Source organism: Paenibacillus xanthanilyticus, assembly GCF_042682185.1.
In the GTDB taxonomy this organism is placed as follows: domain Bacteria; phylum Bacillota; class Bacilli; order Paenibacillales; family Paenibacillaceae; genus Paenibacillus_Z; species Paenibacillus_Z xanthanilyticus.
Genome location: NZ_JBHUHA010000002.1, coordinates 2901135 through 2914777, shown reverse-complemented (window position 1 = coordinate 2914777; position 13643 = coordinate 2901135). Strand labels below are relative to the sequence as shown.

Below are 13643 nucleotides of genomic sequence, written 5' to 3'. Positions count from 1 at the left end.
CCTCTTCTGGCGGCAGCTATGGGCAGAATGGGAAAGTTAACTCACCGTCCTTGGGCGCTCGACCTTGGTCATGCCCGGCCAGCGGAACGTCGCCCACTCCGGCTGATGCCGCTCCACTCGGGCGACAACGACCGTCATATCATCGACAATCTCCCCTTTATGGTAACGAACGACCCGCTCGAGCAGCGCATCGGCGATTTGCTGCGGCTCTTCAGCCGCGATTTCTTGAATGACGCGTTTCATCCACATCTCCTTGTTCACCGCATGTCCCGGCGCATCGTAAATGCCGTCGGTCATCATAATGAGCGTATCGCCCGGCTGCAGCTGCACGCGGATGAGATCGACGTCGATCTCCTTCAAGATCCCGACCGGCAAATTGCTGGCCGTAATCGGAATCACCTCGTTCCCTCGTTTAATGAAGCTTGGCGTCGAGCCGATCTTCATGAACGTCGTCTTCGCGGAATACATGTCGATCAGCGCCACGTCCACGGTGGCGAACATCTCGTCTTGCGAGCGGAGCAGCAGAATCGAATTGACCGACTTAATGGCCAATTTCTCGTCCATGCCCGATTGCAGCAGCTGTTCCAGCACGGTCAGCGCCGTGCTGCTCTCGAGCTTCGCGCGCTCTCCGTTGCCCATGCCGTCGCTGATCGCGACGGCGAACTTGCCGTTGCCCAGCTCGCTCGTGCTGAAGCTGTCGCCGGAGAGCAGATCGCCCCCTTTGGCTACGCCCGCGACGCCGGTCTCGACCTCGAAAGCCTTGGCGGAGCCGAAGACGACGAGCGCAGGCTCCCCCTGCTTGTCCGCGAAGCGTTCAGACATAACGGCGATCGGTTCGCCCAGGATATCGGATAAGAGCGGCGCGATAATTTTGCGGCATTCGTCGTAACGACGGCCGAACGTATGGTAGACTTCAATCTCAACATTCCCTTCTTCTAAATTGACGACATCTATACCCTGAATGGACAACCCCAGCCCTTCCAATGCCTCCCGAATCTGCTCCTCCTGCAGATGAAGCTGCTGCCCCTCCCGCTTGATCTCACGCGCCAGATCCTCCATAACCTGAGATACGCCGGACAATTGCTCGGCCACGAGCTGGCGAGAATCTTGGAGCTGCTTGCGCCAGTGCAGATCGTTCTTGAACATCTCATATTGCTGAACCATGACGCCCAGCACTTGCGGCGCCCGGTTGCAATGCGAGCCCCACTGCTTCTGAATCTCCTTTCCCGTCGGCTGTTGTCCCTCCTCGACGACCGTCATCATCTCCGTCATCATTTTATACGTATCGTAAAAGCGTCCCTCCCAGCACAAATCTTTGCGATAGCAGCTGCTGCACTGCTTCTCGCCCACCGCGTTCATGAAATGATTGACTGCGTCGTCCCGCTTGAGCGGCTCGTTCATGCCGCTGACTTGGCCAAAACTGCGCGACAATTGGCGGAACACCTCGGAGAATTGCGTTACCCGCTGCGCGGTGACATCCCTCACCCGCTTGGCATATTCATGCTGAAGCTTCACATGCTCCTGCGTGCCCGGCACGTATTTGGCCACCGTTCGCACGATTGAACGCGGCAAGAGCAAGAATAGCGCGACGGCGGCAGCGGACTCCCACGTCGAGGTCAACACGTCCGTCTGCGTGCCGATGTAGATGGAGAGAATCGACGTGCCCAGCAGCATCCCGAAGGCGACCGCTAACTTCCCTCCCTCCCGCAGCAAACCCGCAAGCAAGCCGGCAAATGCGAGTAGGCTCATTTGCACGATGGCGCCCAAGTCAGCCAAGCTCAGGATCAGGCCGGCTACGACGCCGACGCAAGCGCCAAGCGGCGCGCCGCCGACAAAGGCGAAGAGCAGCAGCATCATCCGCGACATGATGTGCTCGACCGACATCCCGTAGACAACCCAGCCGACGGCGCCGGTCATGACGGAAGCTAGCATGATCATGAGGCAGATGATCTCTTCGTTCTTGAGCTGCGACGTCTTGCGGGTCATCGTCAAGACCGGTACCGCCTGCACGAAGACGAGCGTCAGCACGAACGCAAGGGCTGCCTCGACACCGACCATCATCAATTGGTACCAGCCCAGTGAGTCCGCGATCACCGCATCGAACAACCGCACCACCAAGGTCGTTAATAGAACAAGCAGCGGCGCGTAATTGAGTTCGGCCTTCTCGTAGGCTTCCAACCCGCGAATGAGCAGGTAGATGACCGCGAGCTCCATGGCGATCCACATCGGTTCCGGTGATATGGCCAGCAGGGTGCCACCCACGATCGATAGCGCCACCGGGATAAGCGCGTCCCGTCTCAAAAAATAAACCACCGCGAAAAAGGATGCCGCAAACGGGGCAAGCGATTCCAGGATGACGGCCCTCCCGAGCAGCAGCCCCACCGCCATCAGCACGAACGTCCACTTTTTTGCCGCAACGATCTGCACCCACCTACGGGCCGCCGCCCAGTCCAAGCCTTTACGTACCGTCTTTTGCACCGCGCTCGTCTTCTTCGCCACGCCCGGGAACATCACCACGTTATGCTTGTCCATTCGTTCACAGCACCACCATTTCCGTTGTTTGTGAACTCATTATAGGAGCGGGCGGGCGTGAAAGTTTGTCAGAAGGCGCTACCGCATACCAAGTTTTTTCCGACATGGCCTCGCTGGGACTGTGGGAAATGTCACTTCACCCGAAATGTACGCGTCGCAAGGGTTTGCCGCCTGCTCCCTGTCCAATGAAAGCAACCATTCAACAAAAAAATGGCGCGCGCGCGCATCGATTTCGTGGCGAATCGCCGTCCGAACCTGTCGGGAATGGTGGAGACGTAACGGAAAGTTTTTGCTTGCGGGAGGTATATTTTCGTTTCAAACGGCGTATAGGGCGAGGAAAGTATGAAAATTCCATCCGTAATAAACGGGAAACGGGAGGGGTGGGCAAGATTCATCCGCGTTTCCGACACTGACCCGCAAGCAAGCGCTGTCATATTGTCGGTCGGCACGAAGCTCGTTCCAGGAAGTTGGGGGTGTAGATACGATCGAAAGAGAGGCAGAGCGCGGTCGTGCCTTGCCCGGCGAGCACCTTGTTCGAGACTCATCGCAATAGTCGGGATGGCGATGATTACGTGAAGCTCACGATCAGGCAGCCGTCCTTGCAGGAATAGCGGGGCGCATGGCGAGGCTCCATCCAGACAGGATGGCTTCGGTTGATTCGGACCCAGTGGGTGCTTGGCTGACTGGGGGATTGATCGGGGACTAACCGGCGCAACAAAAAAGCACCCCGGCGCCAAAAGCTGGCGAGCGGAATGCTCTGTTTGCTGTATCTATATTAGACCCGTTTTGCGCCGCGTCCGCCACGTTTACCCTCGGTATTCTTCTTCAGAGAGGAAATACGTTCTTCACTATCTTTCAAGAAGCGGGACACTTTGTCCTCGAAGGACGGTTTGCCGTAAGAGGGTTTGCCGGACTGCGATTTGAATGGACGTCCGCCGCCGCCACCACCTGGCCCACGGTTGAATCCACCACCACCGCCGCCGCTTGGTCCGCGGTTGAATCCACCACCGCCACCTGCGCCTGGTCCGCGATCACGGTTAAAGCCTCCACCTGCTCCGCGCTCGCGCTGCGGTGGTTGAGAGCCTTCAGGCCGGTCAACAGCCTGCTTAATCGAAAGTCCGATCTTCCCGTCTTTATCGACGTTGATGACCTTCACCGTGACGACGTCGTCCAGCTTCAGGTGATCCTTTACGTCTTTGACGTAATTATCGGCAATTTCCGAAATGTGAACGAGCCCCGTAACACCCCCCGACAAGTCGACGAATGCTCCGAAATGCGTAATGCCTGTCACTTTACCCTCTAACTTGGCGCCCACTTCAATTGCCATAGATAAAAATGTTCCTCCCTAACCGTTATGCGAAGCGATGTGCTTCGAGATGGATAACGTAAGTAACGCGCACAACAATAAAAGCAGCTAAAGTTATTATCTAACGTTTCCTACCGTGATTATACTCGAACGGCAGAAGCAAGGTCAACAGACGTATGTCCCACGGAAACCGCCTATTCTGCGACATGAATCGACTGTTCCCCAGGCATGATCATGTTATGTTCCTTGCGCGCGACTTGCTGGATATACTCCGGATCGTTCAGGCGGTCGACCTGCAGTTTGAGGTCGCTCATCTGCTTGGTGGCCGATTCGATCTTCAGCTCCACCTCGGTCAGCTTGGCGGCCGCCTCCTGCTGCATCCCCAGCTGGTCGTAAAGCGTATAGGACGCCCAGAGCATGAATATGGCGACAAAGAAGAACCAAATCTTCAGCCTTCGCTTCGTGCCTTGCTTTGCGGTTGCTTTGCTTGATGGTGCCGCCATGATTCAATGTCCCTCCCCCGACGCCGTGATATAGCTATTCACTATTAACCGTTATCTTTGCGCTTGAAAACCCTTCGCCAGGCCGAGACAGCCCAATTCTTGGCGATGGTTGTCCTCTCCTTCAGACGAAGCCGGACCGCGAGCGGCCGTGCCCATCCGTCGATCCACTTGATCAGCGGCCGAACCGCCGGGCGGACCATCCACCACAGCAGCAGACCGATAGGACGAACCAATTGTACCATAATTTTCAGCAGGAACATAGCTGCGGCCAGCAAAAACGCCAGCAGCACCTTCGCCAGCTTGTACAAAAACAGCAGCGGGCGAACGACGAAAATGACGAACAGCTTGATCGCCAAATCGATGAGCGCCCGGACCAGCCGGATGAGCCCGTGCACGAGCCGGACCACGATTTTGCTGAACAGCCAGTAGTAGGCGCCGATCCCCAGCAGCAGCCCGATGAACACGTATGTCCGCACCTCGCCCTCGTTGCTTGCGGACAACACTTGAAAGACGATGATCGTGGCGGCGATCCAGTAGAGCAGATCGAACACGGGGATCCACCAGCGGCTGATCTTCAATTCATCGGATACGACCCGGTAGCCGTCGAACACGACCCCCATGCCGATGCCCGAGAGCAGCATCGCCGCCATCGTCATCCATTGGACGCTCAGGCTCACTTAAATAGCTTCCCGAAGAAACCTTTGGAGGATTTGGCCGCGTTATTGCCGTCCAAGTAGGCGAGCGAGTGGACGAGCCCTTCTATAGCGACGAGACCTTGCTCCAAGCTCAAATGCTTCATATGCAAATTTTGCCCGCGAATGGCAAGGAAGCCGAGATCGGTCTCGAGCAAAAACTCTTCGCTGTCAAAGCTTTCGACGTTTTGCACGCCGGTAATCTCCAGGAGCTTGCGGTTGAGCATCTTTACTTCCTGCCGTTTCTGTCCCTTCCCTTGGTCGATCATTGCCTTGTCCCTCCTTTTATGACTAGCCTATGGGAGGGAAGGCGGATTTAGAACAAGCCGTTGGAGGGCCGAGAAGCGGCTATGGACGCGGGAGTAAGCGCAGCTGGTACAAGGCGAACGTTCAAGGCGGGCGATCGGGGAAAAGCGGCGGGGCCGGTCGGCGAGCATGGCTTCAGCCTGAAGCATAGGCAGCCGGAGTACCGGAAAAAGCAAATCGGCCCCTCCCGTCTTGAGACGGTAGAGACCGATCCGGTACGCCTCCGCTTCGTCGGGCAAGCCCGGAACTGCGGTGGCGCTATGTAAGACGGATTACCAGTCCAGCTTGTCTTCGCGTTGGCGCGTTTCTTCCTTCACCAATGCGTACATGCTCGCGGCTTCGTCTTTCTTCGTTGTCTCGACGAGACGTTCCACGCGGACGGTGACGACCTTCTGTCCGTATTGAACCGTCAGCTCATCGCCAACCTTGACGGTGCTGCTGGCCTTCGCTTCGCGTCCGTTGATCCACACGCGCCCTTGATCGGACACGTCCTTCGCCACGGTGCGCCGCTTGATCAGCCTCGACACCTTCAAGAATTTATCCAGGCGCATGCTTACTTGATCGCGTCGCGCAGCTTCTTGCCGGCGCTGAACTTCGGTACGATCGATTCGGCGATCGTCATTGGCTCGCCCGTTTGCGGGTTGCGGCCCGTGCGGCCTGCGCGTTTGCTCGTTTCAAAGTTGCCGAAGCCGATCAGCTGGACTTTGTCGCCTTTCGCCAGCGCTTCCGTTACTTCGTCCATGAAGCCGTTCAGGACGGACTCCACGTCGCGTTTAGTCAATCCGCTTTTTGTGGCAATGTTCGTGATCAGGTCATTCTTGTTCATAGCTTAAATAGCCTCCCGAAATAAGTTATTGTTCCTATTGGCGGCATCTGCTGCCGATGATGGTTTCGATTACTATCGTGACGTATTCGCGCAGATGCTAAAAAAATCCTGCTATATGGTAAATAAATTTTGATCTTTATGTAGATTTTAGACGAATTTTGACGAAATGCCTAGGGCAATCGCTTGGCTTCCTCCCAAAATCTATCCATTTCTGTTAAATCAGTCTGGTCAAAGGTTCGTCCGCTTATACGGAGCTGCTCCTCAATATACGCAAAACGCTTCTTAAATTTCTGATTCGTGCGGGCAAGCGCTTCCTCTGGATCGGCATCGATGAATCGCGCCGCGTTGACGGTCGCGAACAACAGGTCGCCCAGCTCTCCCGCCTGTTCCTCGCGATCCTTATCGGTTATCGCCTCGCGCAGCTCGGCCAGCTCCTCCTGGATCTTGTCCAGCACCGGTCCGATCTGATCCCAGTCGAAGCCGACTTTGGCCGCCTTCTTCTGCAGCTTGTACGCCTTCATGAGCGACGGCAAGTCCGGCGGAATGCCGTCCAGGAGCGACTGCGCGGCCGGATCGATGCCTTTGCGCTTCTTCTCCTCGGCCTTCATCTGCTCCCAGTTCTGCAGCGCCTCCTGCGAATTGCCCGCGTCCTTGTCGCCGAACACGTGCGGATGACGGAATAGCAGCTTCTCGTTCAGCGTCTGAATGACGTCGTATACCGAGAAGGAGCCGACCTCCTCTTCCATCTGGCTGTGCAGCATGACCTGCAGAATCACGTCGCCGAACTCTTCCTGCATGCCGATCGGGTCGTCGTTGTCGAGCGCTTCGATGGCCTCGTACGTTTCCTCGATGAAGTTCTTGCGGATCGACTGATGCGTCTGCTCGCGGTCCCACGGGCACCCTTCGGGACTGCGAAGCACCGCGACGATCTCGTGCAGCCGGTCGAACGTCCGATTGCGCAGCGAAGCGTCGTCCGAGCGCGGCACCCACACGAGCGACAAGTTGCCGTAGCCCGGCGCGCGATCCAGCTCATAGAGCGGTACGGTCACGATCTGCTCTTCGCCCGGCACGCCCAACGCATGTCCGATTACGACCGGATGCTCGTCCGGGTAAAGCTCCATCAGCGTCAGCTTGACGTCGGACGCCGTGAAGGCATCGTACACTTGGCCGATGACGGTGTGCAGCTCTGGCCGCAGCAGCGACGCTTTCATGCTCGCCGCATCCAGCAGCTGGAAGCCCTCGATCGGATCGAAGCCCAGGCGCGTGAACGCCTGATCCAAGAAGCTCTCGCCGCCCAGAATGCGCAGCGCGATGCCCTCCGGCTCGCACCGTTCGCGCAGCAGCTGGACGGTGCGTTCGGCAACCATCGGATGGCCCGGCACGGCATACACGATCGTCTCCGAGGCCGATTGCGCTTCGGCAATCAGCTTATCCGCGATGGCGGCGTAGACATCGGGGAACGAGTCCATTTGCTCGTAAAGTTCGTCGAACGAGGCGTACGCCAGCTCGTTCTCTTGGAACAAGCGCATCATCGGATGCCGGTCGGTCCGCACGAAGACGCGCTTGGCCTGCTGCAGCAGGCGCCATACGCCCAGCGTCAGCTGGTCGGCGTCGCCCGAGCCGAGACCGACGACGGTGATCGCGGGTGTAGTCATAGGCATGGTTCATCCTTCCGGATTGGAATAGAGATTATGGCTTAAACGAACGCTGGCGACGCGGCTCTACCGGCTTGCGGCTTGCGCCGGATGGGCGTGCAGCGTGCCGATATGAAGCGGCGTCACCGAGAACTTCCGCGCGAACGTCACGGAGACATGTCCTTCTTCCTCGAATCGGACATGGACCGTATCGTGATAAGCCGTATCGAGCAAGCGAATCGCGATGAGGTAAGAGCCGTCTTCCTGCCATCTGCCGACCGCCGCGGCGTCCGCAGGTACCGGCTTGGCGTCCGCATGATACACTTCCGGCGCGCTCGGCCACTGGCTGACGGCCCAGTCTTCGCCGCCCGCTTCGAGACGGTTAAGCGTTCCGTCCAGCATCCATTCGATCACACAGCCCTCGTCCTCGCCGTGCAGCCGCAGACTGACAAGACCGAGCGCGTTGTCTTCGAAACGATATTCTTCATGATGTGCGAAATGGCCGGGCACCCCGCTCGCGGCGGGCGGGACGATCGCCAGCGAATCGGTCTTGCTTCGCAGCGCGGCGAGGGCTCGCCCATCGTCCGGCAGCGAAGGGCTCCCCTTCAGAAGCGCGGGCAGCAGCTGCGCCCAGACCGCGTTCAGAATTTGGGACAGATCGCTCAGCGAGCTGGTGAACGCCAGCACCGCCTCCTCCGCGGGCATGACCAGAATAATCTGGCCGAACGCCCCGTCCGCGCGGTACGTGCCGTACCGGTTGCACCAGAATTGGTAGCCGTAGCCGGCCGACCAATCACTATCCGAATCATCCCCGTTGCTCATCTGGGGCGATACCGACGCGCTCACCCATTCCGCGGGAATGAGCTGTTTGCCCTTCCATTGGCCATTCTGCAAGTAGAGCTGGCCGAACCGGGCCATCTCTTCGGTCGTCAGCGACAATCCCCAGCCGCCTGCCGTGATGCCCGACGGGCAGCTACCCCAGACGGGATGCTCGATCCCTAGCGGGGCGAAAAGACGATCGCGCAAATAATCGACGAGCCGCTCGCCCGTCACCCGCTGTACAATCGCCGAAAGCATGTACGTGGCACCGGTATTGTATTTAAACACGGTTCCCGGCTCGTAAGCAAGCGGCAGCGCCAAGAACGCGCGCACCCAATCCGTCTCGCCCGACTTCAATACCGGCACGACGGTGTCGACGTCATGCCCGGTCGACATGGTCAGCAGATGCTTGACGCGCATGCCAGCGAGCTTCGGATCCGGCTGCTCGGGCAGCTCGCCCGGGAAGAACGATACGACCGTATCCTCAATCGACAACTTGCCCTCCGCGACGGCCATGCCGATCGCCGCCGACGTGAAGCTTTTGCTGACGGAGTTGGACAGCCGCTTGCGGCCGGCCTCGTAAGGCTGCCAGCTGCCCTCGGCGATGACCGTGCCGCGCTTCAGCAGCATGAAGCTGTGCAGCTCCTGGCCCGTCGCTTCAGCCGCTTCCAAAAACGCGGTTACCGCCCCGGGCTCCACGCCGAATGCCTCCGGCGTGCTGCGCGGCAGCCGCTGATTGCCTCCTGAAGCAACCATCGTCAATCCCCCCTCTATTACGCGGCGACTTCGCTTCCCGCGAAACCGCCGATCAGAAACGTTGCATACGCCAATTGTAGGGAACGCGCCGCCGCAAAGCAAGTGCGGCAGGGACGATGTCCTGGCATGGCACTGCACCGAAGGGGCTGTAGCGGCCGTAATCAGGCGAAGCGGAGACTGCTGCGCGGCGAACGCGGAGCGAGCCGCCGAGCGAATGGGCTGGACGCAGACGGAGAGCGCATCAGGCTGGACGCCATGTGGCGAACGCGGATGCGATCGCTCACGCCGAGGGCTAGTCGCCCGGCGGCAGGAGCCGCAGCCGCCGGAGGCGGGCGGCCAGCTTGGCGCCGCCCGGCAGCGCGCGCACCTCACGCGCGCTCACGCCGCCGAAGCGCAGCCCGGCGGCGAGGAACAGCGCCGCGCCGAGGCCGGTGCCGCCGAGCGCGAGCGCGGTCGCTGCCGCCCTCGGCGGCAGCCACTCGAGCAGCGCCGGGTAGGCGGCGCGCTCGAGCACCAGCAGCGCGGCGGCCATGACCGCCAGCGCGAGGATCAGGCCCGCGAGGCTTCGCGCGGGCATCCGCGCCGCGCATGCGCGGCGCACGGCGGCGGCGGCGAACAGCGCAGCCGCGCCGAGCGCGGCGAGGCCCGCCCACGCGGCGCCGGCGATGCCGTAAGCCGGCACGAGCGCCGCGTTGAGCGCGGCCTTCATCGCGGCCGCCGCCAGCATGTAGAGCGCCGGGGCGCGCACGGACCCGACGCCCTGCAATACGGCGGACGCGGTCGCGCTGACGGTCCCGGCCAGCGCGCCCATGCCGACCAGCGCGAAGGTCGCGGACGCGGCTTCGTCCGCGTACAGCATCCGGTTCATCGCGGGCGCGAGCAGCACGAGGCCGCATGCCGCCGCGGATCCGATCCACCAGGCCCCTTGCATAGCGAGCGAAGCCTGCGCGCGGGATGCCGCCTCGTCACCCTGGGTCCGGGCCGAAACAAACCCGTGAACGAGCGCGCCTCCGACCGCCCCCGCGATCATGACGACGAGCTGCACGAGCGGCTGCCCGCGGCTGTACAACCCGAATTGCGCCATGGCCTCCGCCCCGCTCATGCCGCTGGCCGCGAGCAGCGGCGGCACGGTGAACGAGTCCACCACGCCCAACACCGGCAGCGCCAGCGCGCCAAGCGTAACCGGAAGCGCCAGCGCGATAAGTCTGCTCGTCGTGCGCCTCCAGCCCAGAGCGGCCGCCTCGCGACGGCTTCCTAGCCCGCCGCCAGTCTCGTCCATGTTCCGTTCCCGCGCCCATAGCAGGATCAGCACGGCAAGCCCGGCGATGCCGCCCGCGGCCGAACCCGCCGTCGCGCCGGCGGCGAGCGCGCCGTCCGTCCAGCCGAGCTTAAGGCCGATCAAAAGCAGCCACAGCATCGCCGCGACCCGGACGCCCTGCTCCGCCAATTGGGAGACGGCCGTTGGAAGCATGCGGCCAAGTCCCTGGTAATACCCGCGCAGGGCGGCCATGACCGGCACGACCCACAGCGCCAGCGCGGAGGCGCGAATCGCCGTGGATGCGGCCGGATCGCCGATCCAGCGCGAGATCGGGTCCGCACCCGTCCACATTAAGACGAATCCGATGACTCCCGCAGCCGCCAGCAGCAGCGCGCTAATCTGCAGCGACCGGTCCGCGGCGCGTCTGCCGTCCGACGCGGCCTGCTCGGCGACCACGATCGAGACGGCCACCGGGATGCCCGCCGTCGCCGCCGCCAGCAGCAGCTGATAGAACGGATACACCGCATTATAGATACCGAATACGCGATCGCCCGCCATGTTCTGCAGCGGAATCTTCTGCAGCGTCCCCAGCAGTTTGCTCACGATGACGGCTGCCCCCAACACAGCGGCGCCTTTCACCATCGACGGTCCGCGCCGTTCGCCAACGCGGTCTCCCTGCTTTGGGCTGGCAGAGTCGCCGCTCGCCCCGCTATTCCGCTTGTTCTCCTCGGCGCGCGTCGGCGCTTCGTCGTCAACCTCTGCAACGGCTGCTGGACTACCGTCCGTACGCTGATTTTCCATGATCTCCTGATCCGATACCCGAACCCGGATGCCGGTCCCTTTATTGCCTTTTGTCACGTTCACCGCACCTGCCCGTCCATTCGCTGGATTCATTATAACCGATTAGCCGGCGATGCGGCGGTTGGTTTGCGGATGCAGACATTCGGACAAAATAAAAAGCTTCCCGGAAGACTGATTCTTCGAGGAAGCTGGAGCCGTGCTATTGTTCCATTTGCTTAGCCAGAAAACCTGCGGCGGTCTCGACCATTTTCGTTTCCATCTGCGCCATTTTCGTTTCTTCTTCCTTGCTCAGCAGCACGACCGTTCCGATCGGGTCGCCGCCGGCCACGATCGGGGCCGCTACGATGGAACTGAACGTCTCGCCGATATCCTTGATGACCTCGAACGAGCCGCCGCCGGATTCGGACACCGCTTTCCGGTTCTCCATACAGCTCTCTAACAATTGACCGATTTGTTTCTCCAAATAGTCCTTCTTCGACGCCCCGGCGACGGCAATAATGTTATCGCGATCCGAAATTAAGGCGATATGACCCGTACTTTCCGAAAGCGATTCCGCGTATTCCTTGGCGAACGTGCCAAGTTCTCCGATCGGCGAATATTTCTTCAAAATCACTTCTCCGTCACGGTCGACGAATATTTCAAGCGGGTCGCCCTCACGGATGCGCAGCGTACGACGGATCTCCTTCGGGATCACGACGCGGCCGAGGTCATCGATGCGGCGAACAATACCAGTTGCTTTCATGTTCTAGTTGCCCCACTTTCCTGGAAGATTTTGAATTTCGACAGATAGGCTGCGGTAACGGTTGCTGCGCTTTTTTTCTATCGCTCAAGAGGAGAAGATCCTGGACTAGATGGTGATTCGAATCTGACCATAGTATTCATCCCCTCCCAATTTCTTATGCACGGCCCAAAACCGCATCCCTGCTGAATTTGGTCGACTGGAACCAACTCCCACAATGGCAGTCCGAGACGATTTTTCCATGCTCCGAATGGGTCGAATCACCGCTTGCCGATATTGCGAACACGCCGAAAAGCGCCGGTTGCCCGGCGCCTCTTCATATGCGCTACATTTACACAAAACGAATGCACACCGGCGCGCCGACCTCGGTCCGCTGTCCCGTCGGCGTCAGGCGTCCGCTCGCTTCGTCGATCCGATAGCTGACGATCGAATTGGACTGCTGATTGGCCGCGAGCAGGAAGCGATCGTCCGGCGTAAGCGCGAAGTTACGCGGGTAGCTACCCTCGGTAGAGACGTGCTCGATCGGCGACAGCTCCCCATTCTCGCCGACCGCGAATACGGCGATGCTGTCATGTCCCCTGTTCGACGTATAGAGGAAACGTCCATTTGCGGACAGATGGATATCCGCGCTCCAGCTCACGCCGTCATAGCCGTCCGGCAGCGTCGAGACCGTCTGCACGAGCGTGAGCGCCGAATCCTCCGCCCCGTATTCGTACACGCAGACCGTGTTATTCAGCTCGCCCACCAAGTAAAGCCACTTTCCGGACGGATGAAAATCCATATGCCGCGGCCCCGTGCCGGGCGCAACCTCCGTCTCGCGGCGCTTGACCAGCTTGCCTGCCGCACGATCCAGCTCGTAATGCGCGATCTTGTCAATGCCCAAGTCGGCCACCAAGACATAGCGTCCTTGTGCATCGAGGATGGACGAATGCGGATGCGGTCCTCCCTGACGATCGGTCATGACGCTTGCGCCTTCATGGCGCACATGGTCCTCGGTCGGCCCCACCGAGCCGTCGCCCATGACCGGATACAAGGACAGGTTGCCGCCGCCGTAATTGACGACAACCAGCCACTTCTCTTCCGGATCGAGCACGACGTGGCACGGTGAGGAACCGAGCGAGGATTGCTCATTAAGCGGCGTTAATCCTTGTCCGTTCAAATCGACGACGAACGCGCCGACCGTACCCGGGCGCTCGTCGGTCGTCTCGCCTACGGCGTAGACGCGGGAGGCGTCCTTATTCACCGTCAGGAACGACGGGTTCTCGACGCCTTTAACGCCGTATTGCTTTGTCATCGCGCCCGTCTCGGTATCGAGCTCATACGCGTATAGACCTTCTTCGTTCTTCCGTGCATAAGATCCGACATAAAATAAGTGCTTCATCCTGATCGCTCCTTCGTCATGTGCCGCGTATCTCGCGTCTTCTTACGACCGCTCGCGCTTTTTTAAACAGCGCGAGCCTAGCCGGGGCTT

13 protein-coding genes are annotated in these 13643 nt (G+C 60.1%); 1 reads left to right on the top strand and 12 read right to left on the bottom strand.

Going from position 1 to position 13643, the window contains the following annotated elements; all coding sequences use genetic code 11:
• Positions 1 to 36: 36 nt before the first annotated feature.
• From spoIIE to yabP, 5 genes are all read right to left on the bottom strand, one after another.
• Positions 37 to 2532 (bottom strand): stage II sporulation protein E, encoded by a 2496-nt coding sequence (gene spoIIE / locus ACFSKT_RS30290; protein ID WP_377716841.1) that lies wholly within the window; start codon positions 2530 to 2532, stop codon positions 37 to 39.
• A gap of 775 nt (positions 2533 to 3307) precedes the next feature.
• Positions 3308 to 3859 (bottom strand): S1 domain-containing RNA-binding protein, encoded by a 552-nt coding sequence (locus ACFSKT_RS30285; RefSeq protein WP_377716843.1) that lies wholly within the window; start codon positions 3857 to 3859, stop codon positions 3308 to 3310.
• Positions 3860 to 4032: 173 nt separating this feature from the next.
• The gene (locus tag ACFSKT_RS30280) at positions 4033 to 4341 is read right to left on the bottom strand and encodes an FtsB family cell division protein (RefSeq protein WP_377716845.1); all 309 of its coding nucleotides are present in this window, start codon (positions 4339 to 4341) and stop codon (positions 4033 to 4035) included.
• A gap of 44 nt (positions 4342 to 4385) precedes the next feature.
• Positions 4386 to 5018, bottom strand: coding sequence for a spore cortex biosynthesis protein YabQ (gene yabQ / locus ACFSKT_RS30275; protein WP_377716847.1), 633 nt, complete (start codon positions 5016 to 5018; stop codon positions 4386 to 4388).
• Entirely contained in the window at positions 5015 to 5302 is a 288-nt protein-coding gene (gene yabP, locus ACFSKT_RS30270; RefSeq protein ID WP_148933558.1) for a sporulation protein YabP, read from the bottom strand. The genes yabQ and yabP overlap by 4 nt, the downstream gene beginning before the upstream one ends.
• Before the next feature lie 81 nt (positions 5303 to 5383).
• Between yabP and ACFSKT_RS30265 the strand changes: the two genes are divergently transcribed.
• Positions 5384 to 5605 carry a hypothetical protein gene (locus ACFSKT_RS30265; RefSeq protein WP_377716849.1) on the top strand — a complete coding sequence of 74 codons (222 nt, stop codon included), beginning with the start codon at positions 5384 to 5386 and terminating at the stop codon, positions 5603 to 5605.
• Positions 5606 to 5611: 6 nt separating this feature from the next.
• On the opposite strand, the gene ACFSKT_RS30260 is transcribed toward ACFSKT_RS30265, so the two are convergent.
• The 7 genes from ACFSKT_RS30260 to ACFSKT_RS30230 form a co-directional block, all read right to left on the bottom strand.
• A complete protein-coding gene (locus ACFSKT_RS30260) occupies positions 5612 to 5890 on the bottom strand; it encodes an RNA-binding S4 domain-containing protein (protein WP_377716851.1) in 279 nt (92 codons plus the stop codon).
• Between the two features lie 2 nt (positions 5891 to 5892).
• Entirely contained in the window at positions 5893 to 6165 is a 273-nt protein-coding gene (locus ACFSKT_RS30255) for an HU family DNA-binding protein (RefSeq protein ID WP_148933556.1), read from the bottom strand.
• A 170-nt stretch (positions 6166 to 6335) separates the two neighbouring features.
• Positions 6336 to 7826: a bifunctional methyltransferase/pyrophosphohydrolase YabN gene (yabN, locus tag ACFSKT_RS30250; RefSeq protein ID WP_377716854.1), complete on the bottom strand. Its 1491-nt coding sequence runs from the start codon at positions 7824 to 7826 to the stop codon at positions 6336 to 6338.
• A gap of 60 nt (positions 7827 to 7886) precedes the next feature.
• On the bottom strand, positions 7887 to 9374 hold the full coding sequence (locus tag ACFSKT_RS30245) for a serine hydrolase domain-containing protein (protein ID WP_377716856.1): 1488 nt from the start codon (positions 9372 to 9374) through the stop codon (positions 7887 to 7889).
• 292 nt (positions 9375 to 9666) lie between these two features.
• Positions 9667 to 11490, bottom strand: coding sequence for an oligosaccharide flippase family protein (locus ACFSKT_RS30240; RefSeq protein WP_377776380.1), 1824 nt, complete (start codon positions 11488 to 11490; stop codon positions 9667 to 9669).
• 142 nt (positions 11491 to 11632) lie between these two features.
• A complete protein-coding gene (gene spoVT, locus ACFSKT_RS30235) occupies positions 11633 to 12175 on the bottom strand; it encodes a stage V sporulation protein T (RefSeq protein ID WP_377717416.1) in 543 nt (180 codons plus the stop codon).
• Positions 12176 to 12503: 328 nt separating this feature from the next.
• Positions 12504 to 13553, bottom strand: a complete 1050-nt coding sequence (locus ACFSKT_RS30230) for a lactonase family protein (protein WP_377717418.1) — start codon at positions 13551 to 13553, stop codon at positions 12504 to 12506.
• Positions 13554 to 13643: the final 90 nt, after the last annotated feature.